Annotated in this window: 17 protein-coding genes; 8 read left to right on the forward strand and 9 right to left on the reverse strand. The window is 43.1% G+C overall.

All coding sequences use genetic code 11. The annotated features are described in order from the left end of the window. Positions 1-19: 19 nt before the first annotated feature. Complete coding sequence (torC, locus tag ACED60_RS08275) at positions 20-1,201, reverse strand: pentaheme c-type cytochrome TorC (protein ID WP_009848788.1); 1,182 nt, start codon at positions 1,199-1,201, stop codon at positions 20-22. 50 nt (positions 1,202-1,251) lie between these two features. Next, positions 1,252-1,434 carry a trimethylamine N-oxide reductase system protein TorE gene (gene torE / locus ACED60_RS08280; RefSeq protein ID WP_008222628.1) on the reverse strand — a complete coding sequence of 61 codons (183 nt, stop codon included), beginning with the start codon at positions 1,432-1,434 and terminating at the stop codon, positions 1,252-1,254. Positions 1,435-1,870: 436 nt separating this feature from the next. On the opposite strand from torE, the gene ACED60_RS08285 reads away from it, so the two are divergent. Further along, complete coding sequence (locus ACED60_RS08285; protein ID WP_371727298.1) at positions 1,871-2,665, forward strand: ABC transporter permease; 795 nt, start codon at positions 1,871-1,873, stop codon at positions 2,663-2,665. Positions 2,666-3,045: 380 nt separating this feature from the next. Here ACED60_RS08285 and focA read toward each other — a convergent pair whose 3' ends face one another. Then, positions 3,046-3,888, reverse strand: coding sequence for a formate transporter FocA (gene focA / locus ACED60_RS08290; protein WP_009848790.1), 843 nt, complete (start codon positions 3,886-3,888; stop codon positions 3,046-3,048). 362 nt (positions 3,889-4,250) lie between these two features. Continuing rightward, positions 4,251-5,555 (reverse strand): ATPase, encoded by a 1,305-nt coding sequence (locus ACED60_RS08295; protein WP_371727300.1) that lies wholly within the window; start codon positions 5,553-5,555, stop codon positions 4,251-4,253. A 259-nt stretch (positions 5,556-5,814) separates the two neighbouring features. Here ACED60_RS08295 and ACED60_RS08300 point away from each other — a divergent pair, with 259 nt between their 5' ends. From ACED60_RS08300 to ACED60_RS08310, 3 genes are all read left to right on the forward strand, one after another. Further along, positions 5,815-6,045 (forward strand): TIGR02647 family protein, encoded by a 231-nt coding sequence (locus tag ACED60_RS08300; RefSeq protein WP_009848792.1) that lies wholly within the window; start codon positions 5,815-5,817, stop codon positions 6,043-6,045. Between the two features lie 114 nt (positions 6,046-6,159). Further along, on the forward strand, positions 6,160-7,014 hold the full coding sequence (locus ACED60_RS08305) for an NAD(P)H-binding protein (protein WP_371727301.1): 855 nt from the start codon (positions 6,160-6,162) through the stop codon (positions 7,012-7,014). Then, positions 7,007-7,672 carry a YdcF family protein gene (locus tag ACED60_RS08310; RefSeq protein ID WP_371727303.1) on the forward strand — a complete coding sequence of 222 codons (666 nt, stop codon included), beginning with the start codon at positions 7,007-7,009 and terminating at the stop codon, positions 7,670-7,672. The genes ACED60_RS08305 and ACED60_RS08310 overlap by 8 nt, the downstream gene beginning before the upstream one ends. A gap of 143 nt (positions 7,673-7,815) precedes the next feature. On the opposite strand, the gene ACED60_RS08315 is transcribed toward ACED60_RS08310, so the two are convergent. Together ACED60_RS08315 and cysS are read right to left on the reverse strand one after the other, a co-directional pair. Next, positions 7,816-8,394 carry a thymidine kinase gene (locus ACED60_RS08315; RefSeq protein WP_009848795.1) on the reverse strand — a complete coding sequence of 193 codons (579 nt, stop codon included), beginning with the start codon at positions 8,392-8,394 and terminating at the stop codon, positions 7,816-7,818. Between the two features lie 97 nt (positions 8,395-8,491). Next, complete coding sequence (gene cysS, locus ACED60_RS08320; protein WP_012604369.1) at positions 8,492-9,877, reverse strand: cysteine--tRNA ligase; 1,386 nt, start codon at positions 9,875-9,877, stop codon at positions 8,492-8,494. A gap of 190 nt (positions 9,878-10,067) precedes the next feature. Here cysS and ACED60_RS08325 point away from each other — a divergent pair, with 190 nt between their 5' ends. From ACED60_RS08325 to ACED60_RS08340, 4 genes are all read left to right on the forward strand, one after another. After that, entirely contained in the window at positions 10,068-10,562 is a 495-nt protein-coding gene (locus ACED60_RS08325) for a peptidylprolyl isomerase (protein WP_371727304.1), read from the forward strand. An 84-nt stretch (positions 10,563-10,646) separates the two neighbouring features. Further along, the gene (lpxH, locus tag ACED60_RS08330) at positions 10,647-11,381 is read left to right on the forward strand and encodes a UDP-2,3-diacylglucosamine diphosphatase (RefSeq protein WP_017098163.1); all 735 of its coding nucleotides are present in this window, start codon (positions 10,647-10,649) and stop codon (positions 11,379-11,381) included. Between the two features lie 123 nt (positions 11,382-11,504). After that, on the forward strand, positions 11,505-12,722 hold the full coding sequence (locus ACED60_RS08335) for an EAL and HDOD domain-containing protein (protein ID WP_017098162.1): 1,218 nt from the start codon (positions 11,505-11,507) through the stop codon (positions 12,720-12,722). A gap of 117 nt (positions 12,723-12,839) precedes the next feature. Further along, entirely contained in the window at positions 12,840-13,352 is a 513-nt protein-coding gene (locus tag ACED60_RS08340) for a YchJ family protein (protein ID WP_371727305.1), read from the forward strand. Between the two features lie 257 nt (positions 13,353-13,609). On the opposite strand, the gene hisIE is transcribed toward ACED60_RS08340, so the two are convergent. From hisIE to hisA, 3 genes are read right to left on the reverse strand one after another with little or no spacing between them, the layout of a single operon-like run. Next, positions 13,610-14,260, reverse strand: coding sequence for a bifunctional phosphoribosyl-AMP cyclohydrolase/phosphoribosyl-ATP diphosphatase HisIE (gene hisIE, locus ACED60_RS08345; RefSeq protein WP_371727306.1), 651 nt, complete (start codon positions 14,258-14,260; stop codon positions 13,610-13,612). After that, positions 14,257-15,030 (reverse strand): imidazole glycerol phosphate synthase subunit HisF, encoded by a 774-nt coding sequence (gene hisF, locus ACED60_RS08350; RefSeq protein WP_017630683.1) that lies wholly within the window; start codon positions 15,028-15,030, stop codon positions 14,257-14,259. Before hisF ends, hisIE begins: the two co-directional genes overlap by 4 nt. Beyond that, the gene (hisA, locus tag ACED60_RS08355) at positions 15,012-15,749 is read right to left on the reverse strand and encodes a 1-(5-phosphoribosyl)-5-[(5-phosphoribosylamino)methylideneamino]imidazole-4-carboxamide isomerase (protein ID WP_371727307.1); all 738 of its coding nucleotides are present in this window, start codon (positions 15,747-15,749) and stop codon (positions 15,012-15,014) included. Before hisA ends, hisF begins: the two co-directional genes overlap by 19 nt. Between the last annotated feature and the right edge of the window lie 15 nt (positions 15,750-15,764).

Consider the following 15,764-nt stretch of genomic DNA (forward strand, 5'->3'; position numbering starts at 1 on the left):
TACTCCAATTGACGTCTTATTAGTGATGGCCTTCAGAAAAATCTGATGAGTGCTTCTGTAGATACTTAAGAACAAGTGCTTCTGTATCTGTATCGAAGTTAACGAATGCAATCATACCATCTAACATGCCTACCCAACCGTTAGCGCTGAAGTGAGCTTCATCTGGCTGTGAGTGACACGTTGAACAGTTAGATTGGTACGCTTGACCCGCTGCGTTCCAGATTGGATCGAAGTTATCAACCATAGACTCTTTCTTCATCCAAAGTGCTAGGTTAACTTCTTCCCATGGAAGGCCAGTAAGCTCATCTTCTTTCTTCTCACCAACAGTGATAACGTCACTTTGAGATACTTCTTTGGTCAAGATTGCAGTTGAGATATTCATACCGAAGTCTTCTTGGATTACACGTCCGAAGCCTTTCGCTTTACGCCAACCATCGATTTGAATCTTGATCATGTCGCCTTTTTCGTCGATAACCGCAACTTTACTTGCAGGGCTGAGTAGACCCGCTTCAACTGTTGCTGTTTCATCCGTGTACATTGGGAGGTGACGAATAGAGATCACGTCAGAACCATTTGCGTAAGATGTGCTGCTTGCTACATTTTCTAGCTCGCCAACAATACCGCTTGCTGATGCCATATCCATTGGAAGGTTGTGAGCAATACCTTTGTGACAGTCAACACAGCTTTGATCACGTTCTGCTGCATTCTTCATCTGGATACGCGCTGTTGGGCGCATGTTCTCGAAGTCCATTGAATCGTAGTTGTGACAGTTTTTACACTCTAGAGATTTGTTCGAAGAGAAACGATCCCATTCGTGTTTAGCCAGTTCGATACGACGAGCTTCGAATTTCTCAGGAGTATCTAGGTCACCAAATACTTGAGCGAATACTTCTTTAGATGCTTGCATCTTACGAGCGATTTTTGCTGTCCATTCATGTGGAACGTGACAGTCAGGACAAGTAGCACGTACACCAGAAGTGTTTTTCCAGTGAACCGTTTCTTGTAGTTCTACGTACACGTTGTCACGCATGGTGTGACAACTTACACAGAACTCTTCTGTATTTGTGTGCTCTAGAGCTGTGTTAAAACCGCCCCAGAAAATAACACCGGCGATAAAGCCACCCATAGTTAGTACACCAAGACTGATGTGTACTGCAGGGCGAGTCATTGTGCGCCATAATTTAACTAAAAATGATTTCATGTTTAGCTCTCTTAAATATTGATTTTAAAAAATGTTGTTACTAGAGGGCATTACATGCCGCCGTGAGCACCAGGAGGTCCGAATACAAACACTTGCAGTGCCCAAACTAGGAAGCCGTAACCGCCTACAAAAGCCACACTTAATATTGGAAAGAGAACCACCGCGATGAAGAGGAAAGACTTCCACTCCAACGAGCGTTTTTCGCCAGTTTCAATTTTATTAACATCACTCATACATTTTGCCTATTTTGTATTTAGTAATTTCGAGTAACCCATTCTATGGGGCTAAAGTTCTTGAGTATCTAACAACAAATTTTAGACCATACACAAAGTAGGGTTCAATCAAATCCCCCGTTATAACCCTTGCTAATCAATACCTTTTTGAGGTCATCCAAACTTGTTTTCAGTTAAACAAAGTTATTAAAAAGTATTAACAAATGTGAAGAATTAAGTATATTTCGCAAATGTTAAAAACCAACATATACGCAACCATATGACAACCAATTTTAACTTTTTACCTACTAAGTAGTAGCTAAAAAAGCCTCAAACAACCACTATTTTGTGTTTTGTTTGTTAAATGATTGATCATTTTTAGAATTGGTGACTTTACAGTTGAAATGCATCATTTGGCACTTTCAGATATGATGGAGACCACTTAAAAGGAATCATTATGCAAGACGTTATTGATATATCTTGGTGGCAGTTATTGTTCTTCAGCTCACTTCTCTTGCTACCTATTACCATCAACCACAAGTTAAAACTCGGCCTTGGAAAAGAGGCTTCTGTCAGCATCATTCGTATGGTTATTCAGCTATTTCTAGTGGGACTTTACCTAGAATACTTGTTCACCTTGAATAGCTTATGGGTCAATTTGCTGTGGCTATTTGCAATGATCATCGTTGGGGCAAGCTCAATTGTTGAAAAATCTAGGCTCCCAAAAAATCTACTTTTAGTTCCTATAGCCGTTAGCCTTGCTGTAACTTGTGTACCTATTGTCTTGTTTATCTGCTTTTTCATCATTAAACCGACTCCGGTTTTTAACGCACAGTACCTTATCCCTATTGCAGGGATGCTGTTAGGTAATAGCTTAAGCAGTAATATCGTGGCATTGCAGAACTTGTTTGGGGCTTTTGAAATGCAGAAATCAGAGTACGAAGCGGCTATCGCTTTGGGCGCATCTCCTTCCTATGCAGCCGCGCCTTTTGTTCGTAATGCGATACAGAAAACGATGTCACCAATTATGGCCTCTATGGCAACTACAGGCTTAGTCACGCTACCGGGAATGATGACAGGACAGATCTTAGGTGGTGCATCACCAATGATCGCGATTAAGTATCAGTTGATGATCATGTTAGCTATCTTCGTGATGATGAGCTGCTCTTTAGCACTTGCACTTCAGCTCTCATTGAAGACATCTCTTACTAAAGAAGGCCGAGTTCTCGCGCAAATACAGCCTTCGAAATAGCCTCCCTACTCCACTTAGATCTGGTTACTCACTGAATTTGAGACAGGTTATCCACAGAAATTGTGGATAACCAAATCAATATAGATCCTTTTTTGTCCATTCCCACCTAGGGAAAGATCATTACCTTTGATCTTTGGGTGTTTTCAAAGACATATACACACACGGTGATCATCGCTATTGAGCGTTCACATGATAATTTAAGACATGAATAAGTAGGTTTTCCACAAATAAAAACGGCCTGCAATGCAGGCCGTCTTGTAAATGTCATAAGTCAGTTCAGTGTTTTCACTGAGTCCAAGTTACCCAGTTAACTCGTAAACTGGATTAACCGCGTAATCGGAATTAATCACGAAACCGCTTGGTGGATCACGCTACCCTTATTAGTCACGTAGGTAGATCAACCAGTACCACATACCAACAAAGATACCACCGCCAATGATGTTACCAATGGTAACGGGCAGCAAGTTGTTCATCAAAAAGTCCATCATGTTCAGATCAACATAGTCCGCAGGGTTAGCGCCTGTCATTGTCCAAAATTCTGCGGGAGCAAATGTTTTGATACCGATAGCTAAAGGGACTTGGAACATGTTGGCAATACAGTGCTCAAAACCGGCTGATACGAACATCGCAACAGGTAAAATCATAACTGCGATTTTGTCAGTCAGTGTACGTCCACTAAACGTCATCCATACCGCGATACAAACCAACACATTACACATGATGCCAAGCGCGATAGCTTGGATAAAATCATGGTGCATTTTGTGTTGGGAAATCGCCATGGCATTCAAACCCACTTGCCCATGATCGAACATGTACTGTTTAGTCAGAAGCATACAGGCCACCAGCAGCAATGCACCAATTAAGTTACCTACATAAACCGTGGTCCAGTTCTTAACTAATGTACGCCAGGTAATCTTGCCACTTGCGCGAGCAACAAGCGTCAACACCGAGCTGGTAAACAGTTCACCACCAGTAACAACAACAAGGATTAATCCTAAGCTAAAAGCTAGACCACCCAATAAGCGAGTAATACCCCACGGTAAATCACCAGCGCCGGTAGTCACGATTGTGTAGAACACAAACGCGATACCAATATGTATGCCAGCAGAAATCGCTAGGAGAAAAGATTTGATTGGATCTTTGGTTGCTTTACCTACGCCAATATCTGCAGCGCGCTCAGCCATTTGTGGCGGTAATAATGAGTCGAATTGGTTTAGATTCATGATGATTTACATTTTGAAACATGTCGTCGGGAGCGCGATAATCCTCTCTTTCATTTCTGAATTCAAGAGCTATTTTAGGTTCAAAATGCCTCTCACAGCCTTGTTGAAAGCAAATAGTCCGAGTTATTCCAAATTCATACGACTTTAGTAGTAAAAAGAAAACTCTGCTGAATGATTAGTTATCAGCATAGAAATTGACACACCTATAAATATCAACAAGTTACGTTAAAACCAAAAGAATAACGTACACTAAAATGGCTCACTGAGCGCTTTTATTTCTAGATTTTGACATAGATCAACAGAACGTAAAAAAGCGCCCTTAGGCGCTTTTAACTCAATCACAAATAAAGAAATTAGTGATGCTAAACCGAAGGTTCAACCATTTCTTCTAATGATTGTTCGAGAGATGCATCCTCTAGGCTAGATTCAATACTAGGAAGAATCACATCAGAGTCACTTTCGCTGGCAACTTTACCACCTAAGCTTTTCAAACTATCCACTAACTCTTCTAGGCTCTTTATATGAGCATCACTCTTGGTAACCTGATCATCTAACAATTGGTTGTGCTTGGTCGCTTCAACCAATTTCTGTGTTTGTTTCTGATTCTCACTTTCTAACTTAGCGAGTCGCTCAGTCAAAGTTTTAATCTCTGACTTTAATGACGCCGTCATGTCTGAGCCTTTCAGCGCTTTAACACTCGCTACAATTTTTTGAGACTGAAGACGCAATACAACATCACGGTGATCTTCATCATTAACCACTCGTGAAATGCTCAATAACTGGTTCTCTGCATTCAAAACCGACTGTTCGAACTGGTCACCTTTTACGCTCGCCAGCACTTTGACTTCATGAGCAACACTGCGTACGTGGTTTAATTCGAACTCCGCAGCGTGAACTGCGTCTTCAATGATCGACTTTTCACGGGGACTGGCTTTCACTTGGCTTTCTGCCAAAGCAATTTGAGATGCCGCTTTAGCAAACGTCAGTGGAACAACGTCATCGAAATCTTCATCTTCCAAGAACTCCAACTCATCCTTCAAAGGTTCGATGTACTTCTTGTGGGCCACTTTAACTTCTAACAAACTCGCGTTATTAAGAAACTCTACCTGTGCTTCCTGAGCATCTTCAAGTTCGTCGACCAGCACATACTCAAACAGTTCGCTGTATTCTGAATACAAGCGCTTGTAGCTCGATGCAAACATAGTGTCGGCACCAAGAAACTTTAAGTAATCCATTTGCACTATCGAGTCGGCTAATACTCTGTCAGCCTTTTCCTTTAGCACTAAGATCGAGTCATAATTTGATCGAATCAACGCAATTTTTTCATCAAAGGCTTCAGCGTAAGTTAGTGTAGAAAAAATCGAGTAACTCTTGGTTAACCGTGTTTGATCTTTCACTAAGTCCGCATAAATGCTTTCAGCATCATCCCAAGCGTCTAGTAGTTCATTGTAATTCTCTGGAGCATAGAGAGACAATTGAGCGTGTTCTTCAAGCTTAGCCTCCCACTCGGAGTAAACACTTTGGACAGACTGAAATGAACGGACCTCTACTGTTGATTCATTGTCATTTGTGGTTTGGTTCGCGCCTGTCTGCTCTGAGGGTGTACTTTGACAACCTGAGATAGCAAATAGCATACTGATCGTTAATGCTACTTTGTTCACTCTCACTGATGCGTTTCCTTTTTATACAATATTAGCTGGATGCAATATATTTCTAGTAACACAATATATTACAACCACTTCCCAATAAACATCGTTCAGAATTTAAGTGGCTGCAAATCACGCAATCTAACTAAAATAAACCCACCATACGACGATTAATCATTCAATTTGGTATCACTTATCAATTCTATTTATTTGCTATTGCTTGAGCCGTGAATGCGCACTAAGGTGAAGGTAGAGAACGTTATGAATATATAGGTTAATTATGAAGTACAACGCTGAACATATTGCTGATTTAAACCTCCTTCTTCAATTTGATGTAAGTAGCGCCGCTACTGGAATTAAAGTTCATCAAGAGGCTGCTCAAGAAACTCAAGACGCTGTTAAGCGCCTATTCGAAAAGAATCTTTGCACTCAGCCAGACGGTGGTTACCTAACAGATGAAGGTATCCAGATGGCAGAGCGCGCAGACAAGTTACTTCGCGTACTGAACTAAAACTCCACGGTTCTAGTAAAAACTCCACTCGCTTCGGCCGTGGAGTTTTTTCATTTTTGGCCAAAGGTTTGTTAGGCTTATTGTAAATTCGTCATTTGCAGTTGTGAGGAACACATGGCTTCTATATTTATTGTTGGTGCAGGATGGGTCGGTGCACCTTTATCTGAACATTTAGAAAAACATGGTAACCAAGTTGTGGTCACGAAAACGACCCAAGCAGGTGCAGACGCTGTTGGGAACAAACGAGTTCCATGTGAAGTGTTTAGTTTTGACTCATCAAAGCCAGATGAGACTATCGGCGAACTCTATTCGTTGTTACTCGAAAACAACACTGAGATAGTGATTGGTAGCTTCCCTCCAGGCTTTAGAAAGGGAGCAGGACAAGAGTACGCCGACTATTGGCAACAACTGACCAGGGCTTGCCAGAAGGCTAACGTGAAAAAGCTCATTATGGTCAGTTCGACGACGGTATACCCAACCAAGCCCGGAGTTCTGTACGAGCAAGACGCCTCACTCACTCTTTCTACCTCAGAAAACGAGCAAGCATCCGCATTTTCGGACAATGCACGCGTGATGCTGAAAGCTGAACAGCTGGTGATGGATTCCGGCATCGATTACACCATTCTTCGTTTCAGTGGGTTAATCGGCCCTAGCCGTCACCCATCTCGATTCGCAAGCAAGCTAAAGCAGGTCAGCTCTCAAGCACCAGCCAACATGCTTCACCTTGATGATGCGATTGGTGCGGTCGATTTCGCCATCAATCAACTGCACAATGAAATCGTAAATGTCACCACACCAAATACAGTGAGCAAGGCAGAGTTCTACGCAGCAGCATTAAAAAGTGCCAATAGCAGCGAGCCACTCCCTCCTATTGTCGATACACCAGACAAACTGATCTCTTCGAAAAAGATTCTCGACTTAGGTTACTCGTTTAAATTCGAATCCACACTGGACGCACTTCATGACTGAGCAATCTACAGCTAAGAGAAATCCCAATATAAAACTGCATCGCTCAGTCGACACCCTTTGGAACTTTATGTCTATGGGTCACAAGGTTACGCCTTCAGATTGTATATTTGTGTTGTGCAGTAACGATACTCGCGTTGCTGAATATGCAGCCGAGCTTTATCACCAAAAGATAGCGCCTTACATCGTTTTTTCTGGTGGTGTGGGACGTTTTACAGAAGGAAGCTTTGAGCGTTCAGAAGCAGAAACGTTCGCTTCTATCGCACGAGACAGTGGTGTGCCTGACTTAGACATTATCATTGAGAAGCACGCGACAAACACTGGGGAAAATGTACGGTTTACCCACGAGCTACTGGCTCAGCGAGGATTATCACCGAAACGGCTGACTCTAGTTCAGAAGCCCTTTATGGAGAAACGCACTTACGCAACGTTCTGTAAGCAATGGCCTGACGAAACTTCCGAGATAACAGTGACATCACGATGGCAGAATTGGGATGATTACTTTAACGAAGAGTTGCCGTTAGACATGGTGTTAGGTGCATTGATTGCTGATTATGAGCGAATCAAATCCTACCCCGCTCAGGGCTTTCAAATTGAGATGCCCATCCCTGACGACGTTGACCATGCCTATCAAGAATTAAAGAGGCTCGGTTTCGAATAAAGCAAAAGATCGACTAAGAATAAAATAGAAGCTCGGCTTGGAATAAAACAAAAGCTCGGCTCAATAAACAAAAACGGTGACACTAGGTCACCGTTTTCTAATTTGAACGCTATTGGTTTTAGCAATGCCGACTTGTAGGCTGCTTATTTACCTAACGCTTCTTTATAATGTAAACGGCAAGCCGAAACATATTGGTCATTGCCACCAATAGCGACTTGGTCACCTTCAGCAATTGCCACACCGTGCTCATCTGTACGAATTACCATATTGGCCTTACGGCCACAGTGGCAAATTGTTTTAAGTTCTACTAATTTGTCAGCCCAAGACAACAAGTAGCGGCTACCTTCAAATAATTCACCCAAGAAGTCAGTGCGCAAACCGTAACAAAGTACAGGGATGTGCAGCTTATCAACCACTTCTGTTAGTTGGTAAACCTGCTCTTTCGATAAGAACTGACACTCATCGATCAATACACAATGACGCTTTTCTTCTTCGTTGAGTTTTTGAATTGCCTCAAACATATTGGTATCGTTTTTAAACAATTGAGCTTCAGATTGAAGACCAATTCGTGAACTCACTTTACCGATACCATAGCGATCATCTAATGCAGCCGTAAAGATCACTGGTGTCATACCACGTTCTTGGTAGTTGAATGAAGATTGAAGAAGCGTTGTTGATTTACCCGCGTTCATTGCCGAGTAATAAAAATACATCTGAGCCACAGAAATATTCCTGTTAATTAAAAGTTGAAGATAAAAAGGTGAAATTAGAGAATTTTTGCTAGAAAAAAGGGCTGAAAATCAGCCCTTTTTATAAGATTTACTTACGACGCCAAGTCGTACCTTCTGGACCATCTTCCAGAACAATACCTAGCTCGTTCAGCTTATCACGTGCAAGATCGGCATTTGCCCAATCCTTCGAAGCGCGAGAGTCATTACGTAGCTTAATTAGGCCTTCGATTTCAGCGACTTCGTCATCGTTACCTGCTGCATCGCCTTGCAAGAAAGCTTCTGGATCTTGGTGAAGAATACCGATGATGTCTGCCAGTTCACGCATCAACGCACCTAGTGCACTTGCTTTTTCTATGCTTTCAGTCTTGATACGGTTGATTTCACGAGCCATTTCAAACAGCACTGAATAAGCTTCAGGTGTGTTGAAATCATCGTTCATCGCTGTAGAGAAACGAGTCACATACTCTTCACCACCAGCAGGGGCTGCGGTAACGTCTAGACCACGAAGTGATGTATAGAGACGTTCAAGTGATGCACGAGCCTGATTTAGGTTATCTTCGCTGTAGTTTAGTTGACTACGGTAGTGACCAGACATTAGGAAGTAACGAACTGTCTCTGCATCGTAATGCTGAAGTACGTCACGGATAGTGAAGAAGTTACCCAGTGACTTAGACATTTTTTCTCTGTCTACCATCACCATGCCACTGTGCATCCAAGTATTCACATACTGGGTGCCATGTGCACAGCAAGATTGTGCGATTTCGTTCTCGTGGTGCGGGAACTGTAGATCCGAACCACCACCATGAATATCGAAGTGATTGCCAAGAATAGACGAGTTCATTGCTGAACATTCGATGTGCCAACCTGGACGACCTGGCCCCCATGGCGATTCCCACGTCGGCTCACCAGGCTTAGACATCTTCCAAAGAACAAAGTCTAACGGGCTACGTTTTGCAGAATCGATGTCAACACGGGCGCCAGCTTGAAGCTGGTCAAGATCTTGCTTAGAAAGCTTACCGTATTCGTCAAACTTCTTAACTTCGAACATCACGTCACCGTTGCTTGCAACGTAAGCAAAGCCACGTTGAATTAGCTTTTCTACTAACTCAATGATCTCTGTGATGAATTCAGTCGCACGAGGCTCGACATCTGGGCGTTTCATGTTCAATGCATCGAAGTCCGCGTGCATTTCACCGATCAGACGCTCAGTCAGAGAGTCACAAGACTCGCCGTTTTCATTAGCGCGCTTGATGATTTTGTCATCGATATCAGTGATATTACGAACGAAATTCAAATCGTAACCAAGGTAACGCAGGTAACGAGTTACCACGTCAAATGAAACGAACGTACGGCCATGACCAATATGACAGAGATCGTATATGGTTACCCCACAGACATACATACCGACTTTGCCAGCTGTAATTGGTTTGAATTCCTCTTTCTGTCTTGTGAGCGTGTTATATATCTTCAGCATGATCTCTATCTATTTTATGGATTAATCAAAAATAAGCTCACAGTATAACAAGTCACACCTTAATAGGTAATCCCCCAAAGCAGGAATTACCTCAAACATCCGAGTTAAGTTAATGATTTGGTGATTTGAAAGTCCGCCAACATGCGCTAGAATTCGAACTTCATATTAAAAAGACAGTAAGGTAACAATCATGATCATCCTTCACACAAATTTTGGTGACATCAAAGTTCAACTTAACGAAGAAAAAGCACCAGAAACAAGCGCAAACTTCCTACAGTATTGCCGTGACGGTTTTTACGACAACACGCTATTCCACCGTGTTATCGATGGTTTCATGGTTCAAGGCGGCGGCATGACTTCTGGCCTTAAAGAAAAAACAACTCGCGCGACTATCAAGAACGAAGCAAACAACGGCCTAGCGAACAAAGTGGGTACGCTAGCAATGGCTCGTACTATGGAACCGCATTCAGCGAGCTCTCAGTTCTTCATCAACGTTAACGACAACTCTTTCCTAAACTTCCGTAGCGAAAGCCTAGACGGTTGGGGCTACTGTGTATTCGCAGAAGTTGTTGAAGGCATGGACATCGTAAACAAGATCAAAGGTGTTAGCACTGGTTCTATGGGTATGCACCAAGACGTACCTCTAGAAGAAGTGAGCATCACTGGTACTACAATCGAAGCTTAATCACTTGCTTTCGGTTAGTATTAATAATTGATGAGCCGATAAAATCAGGATATAGGGAGCGAATCGCTCCCTTTTTTTAGACCTATGAAAACATATTTTATATCAGATCTACACCTTGCTCCGTCGCGACAAGACATCACAGACTGCTTCTTAACCTTCATGAAGAACGAGGCCGTAGAAGCGGATGCACTCTACGTGTTGGGTGATCTTTTCGAATTCTGGATTGGTGACGACGATACAAGCGAGTTCGCGAATTCAATTCGCCAAACGTTTATAGACTTAGTTAACACTGGCGTACCTTGTTATTTCACACAAGGCAATCGCGACTTTTTAGTTGGCAAAAAATTTGCGAAACAAACAGGCGTACAGCTTCTAGATGAAGTTTCTACTATCGATATCTACGGACAAAAAGCAGTGGTATTGCATGGTGATACTCTGTGTACCGAAGATATAAAGTACCTCGCCTTTCGTGAAAAAGTTCATCAGCCCTGGTTACAATGGGTCTTTAATAGAATTCCATTTTTTATCAAAAAGAAAATTGTCTCCAAGGTTCAGTCTGATATCAAAGATGATAAGCAGACAAAGTCACTCGACATCATGGATGTAACACAGCAAGAAGTCGAAAATGTGATGAAACAACACAACGTCGATTTGATGATCCACGGTCATACTCACCGTCCAGACATACACTCCTTCAGTGCTAACAATTGCACTAAAACCCGTATCGTATTGGGTGATTGGTATACCCAAGGATCAGTTCTGGTGTTCACTCCGCAAAGTTTTGAACTACAGAATCGCGAGTTTAGCAATCGCTTTTAGCATCACGCTTAAACTTTCACTTTTATTATTATCATCGGTCAGATTTTCTTCACTTGTATATGGTAATTTCTCCTGAATTAGCTATTATTTGTCTATCAAAAATAAACCGAACACAGTACCAAGTTGAAATATTCATACGTAGCGCGTCAACCAATACTCGATGCAGACAAGAAGACCATAGGTTACGAGTTGCTATTTAGGGATGGTCCTAAGAACACTTTCCCTGAAGTAGAGCCGGAGCTCGCTACTAGCCGTTTGCTTTCCGACCACTTCTTATCTACCCACTATAATACATTGGGCGATAAGCTTGGATTCGTTAATTTTCCATATGCAAGCTTGGTTAACCTAGTCCCGACTCTATTTCCGAAAGAGAGCTTAGTTGTCGAGGTACTGGAAGACTGTGAGCCAACAGACGAACTGCTAGAAGCCATCATCACAATTTATGATGCGGGTTACACGATCGCGTTAGATGATTTTGTGCCTAGCAAAGCATGGAAACGCTTCTTACCTTACGTATCAATTATCAAATTCGACATACGTTTGATCTCAATCGCTAAAGCTGCGATGTTCATGAACACTCTGAAAGACTTGAATATCGAGTTTCTAGCGGAGAAAGTAGAAACTCACGAAGAATACCAAGAAGCAATCCAAGCCGGGTTTAACTACTTTCAAGGCTACTTTTTCAGTAAGCCGGAGATGATCCAAACTCGCGCATTAAACCCTGCTTTTTTAACCATTGTTCAACTGTTGAAAGAGATTGCCAACGATCCTATCAACTTTGCCGAAGTAGAGCGTTTGATTACCCTTGATATGACTATGTCGTATAAGCTGCTCTCTTACGTAAACTCCGCTGGTGGCTCATCAACACCGATTCGTTCATTCCACCAAGCGCTTGTTTATCTTGGTGAACAAAAACTACGTAAGCTAGTGTCACTGGTTGCTATCGCATCCGCGAAAGAAGATAAACCAGACTCACTTTATGGTTTAGCCGTGATACGCGCGCGCCAATGTGAACTGTTGGTCGAGAAAATGAACGTTAAGGTTGAGCCCGGGCAAGCCTTTTTAACTGGCATGTTCTCGCTGCTCGACTCCCTATTCGATCTGCCGTTAGTAAAAGTACTGGACTCGGTGCCGATCGATGATGAGATTAAACAAGCCTTGATTCAACGTAAAGGCGTATTAGGTGCCATTTTGGCGATGGTCATAGCTTATGAACAAGCTCGCTGGGATGAAGCAACGCGCATTCGTAAACTACTCAAACTCAACGAAGCAGAGCTAGGTCAAGCTTATGACGAAGCAACTTCTTGGGCCCAAGACCTGCTGTCTCCTACTTTGAAATAGTTCACGTCACACAGCAACTTCAATCGAAACTCAGCTTTGGTGAGCAGTCGTTTCTTGATAAACTCCAACACATTCATTTATGGCCTCTTACAGAGGCCATTTTTACAGGATTTGACCATGTCTTTATGCCCATGCGGTAGCAAAAATTCTTACCAACAGTGCTGTGAATCAGCGCACCTTCACCACAGTGCTGTTGAAACGCCTGAACAGTTGATGCGCTCTCGTTATTCAGCGCACGTGTTGGGTTTGGTTGACTATGTTGTTGCGACTTACCACCCTAGCTGCAACGCAGAAGCGCAAAGAGAAGGTATTGCCGAATCTATCAACAGTGATTGGGCAGGACTAGAAGTCATCGATACTACGGTAGGCTCGCACCAAGACGAAGGCTTTGTTGAGTTTAAAGCTTACTTCAATGAAGAAGGCGCACAATACTGCATGCAAGAACGCTCTCGCTTTATACGTGAAGACGGCCTTTGGTACTACATTGATGGTACCTTCCCAGAGCAGGAACAAACTACACAACCAGAAATTGACCCACGCTTAAATCAAACCGTTGAGAGCTTTAAAATCGGCCGTAATGATCCGTGTATTTGTGGCAGTGGTAAGAAATACAAGAAGTGCTGCGGGTAACTCGTTCGACTAAGAAGTCAGATTAAGATCAGAGATTCCTGATGTCGCTTAGGCTCCTCGGAAGGACGTAAAGTCAGAGGTTAGAAAAGTGACGTAGAGCTTAAAAAGCTTGAAAGCTTGAAATCTTGAAATCTTGAAATCTTGAAATCTTGAAATCTTGAAATCTTGAAAATTAAACAATTAAAAAGCCCCGTAAACATGTTTGTTTGCGGGGCTTTTTTCTGTCTTTTACGCGGTTCTATTAATTTAAAGAGAGCTTACTTATGGCGCTCTTTTAATTTGTTCACCACATCGTTCATCGATAAGCCTTGGTCTTGAAGAAGAACCATCAAGTGGTAAATCAAATCTGCTGATTCACACACTAATTCCGCCTTATCGCCCGACGTCGCCGCAAGCGCGACTTCAACGCCTTCTTCGCCCACTTTTTGCGAAATACGCTTGGTGCCACGGGCATATAGACTGGCAGTATAAGAAGATTCAGGATCGGTGTCCTTGCGGGCAGCCAATAGCTGCTCAAGCTGATGAAGCCACACCATCTGAGACTCTTCTTGCTTGTCTCCATCCCAACACGTTGTTGTACCTGTGTGGCATGTTGGGCCAATGGGATTAACCTTAACCAGTAAGGTGTCGCTGTCACAGTCCAAAGCGATGTTGTGCAGTTGCAATACGTTGCCTGACGTTTCACCTTTCATCCAAAGTCGCTCTTTGGTGCGAGAGAAAAACGTCACATTGCCAGTTTCACCTGTTTTCTCAAGTGCTGCTGGGTTCATGTATCCCATCATTAGCACTTGGCTTGACTGGTAATCTTGAACAATCGCTGGCACTAAGCCATCGACTTTTTCCCAATTAATACGCTCTGACAATGCGCCTACTTCTGTTTTTGATAAGCTTGCGGTTTCAAAACTCATAGTCGCACCTCTACATCTTGTTGTTTTAAATACTGTTTAAGTTCACCAATATTGATGACTTGCTTGTGGAATACCGAAGCTGCTAGCGCTCCGTCCACGTTGGTTTTTTTATAGGCTTCAGCAAAGTGCTCCATTGCACCTGCGCCACCAGAAGCAATCAAGGGTACATTGCACACTTCACGTACCATGTTTAACTGTTCGATATCATAGCCGTTACGAACACCATCTTGGTTCATCATGTTTAACACGATCTCACCGGCGCCACGCTTCTGTACTTCCTGCACCCAATCTTTGGTTTCCCACTTGGTCGCTTTAGTACGCGCTTCATCGCCAGTGAATTGGTAAACCTGATATTTACCGGTTTCTTTATCGAAGTATGAATCGATGCCGACAACGATACACTGCACGCCGAACTTATCAGCAAGGTCAGTGATCAATTGTGGATTAGCCAGTGCCGGTGAATTGATTGATACTTTATCCGCACCAAACTCAAGAATGCGCGCTGCATCTTCTGCTGATTTAATACCACCAGCTACACAGAAAGGGATATCAATTACTTCTGCTACGCGTTTTACCCAGCTCTTATCAACCACACGACCATCGCTTGATGCGGTGATGTCATAAAATACCAGTTCATCGGCGCCCTCTTCCGCATAACGTTGTGCTAACGGAACGATATCACCAATAATTTCGTGGTTACGAAACTGAACGCCCTTAACCACCTGTCCATCACGGACATCCAAACAAGGGATTATTCGCTTTGCCAACATGCAAATGCCTCCTCTGCGGTAAACTTGCCATCAAGTAGCGCACGACCCACAATCACACCAGCAACACCGCTGCCTTTAAGCGCTTCGATATCAGCTAGGCTACCAATGCCGCCCGATGATTGGAATTGCACTTGTGGGTACTGCTTACAAAGATCAACATAGAGCTCTACGTTTGATCCTTCTAGCGTGCCATCACGTGAAATATCGGTACACAGAACGTGTTTAAGACCAACCGTGAGGTAGTCTTCAATCAGCGCTTCAATAGTCACGCCTGAATCTTCTTGCCAACCTGAAATCGCCACTTTACGTGTGCCGCTTTCATCGATGTTAATATCCAGAGCCAGCACTATTTTTTCAGCGCCGTACTTCTCCATCCAACCTTTCACCAACTCAGGTTGCTTAACAGCTGTAGAACCAACTACAACGCGTTGTGCGCCAGCTTCTAGCAGATCAACAACATCTTGCTCGCTACGCACGCCACCACCAATCTGGATGTTTGCAGGCGTGCTAGCCAGTAGCTTAGCAATCAAGTCTAACTGACGAGCCGTTGTGTCTTTTGCACCCGTTAAGTCAACAAGGTGAAGCCAACCTGCGCCAGCTTGGTGGTACAAGTTAAACTGCTCTGCTGGGTCTACTTTGTATTCTGTTACTTGCCCGTAGTCTCCTTGGAATAAGCGAACTACTTGGCCTTCAATTAAATCTAACGCGGGAATAATCATTTACATTCCTTATAT

The sequence above is a fragment of the Vibrio sp. 1F279 genome (assembly GCF_041439815.1).
In the GTDB taxonomy this organism is placed as follows: domain Bacteria; phylum Pseudomonadota; class Gammaproteobacteria; order Enterobacterales; family Vibrionaceae; genus Vibrio; species Vibrio tasmaniensis_A.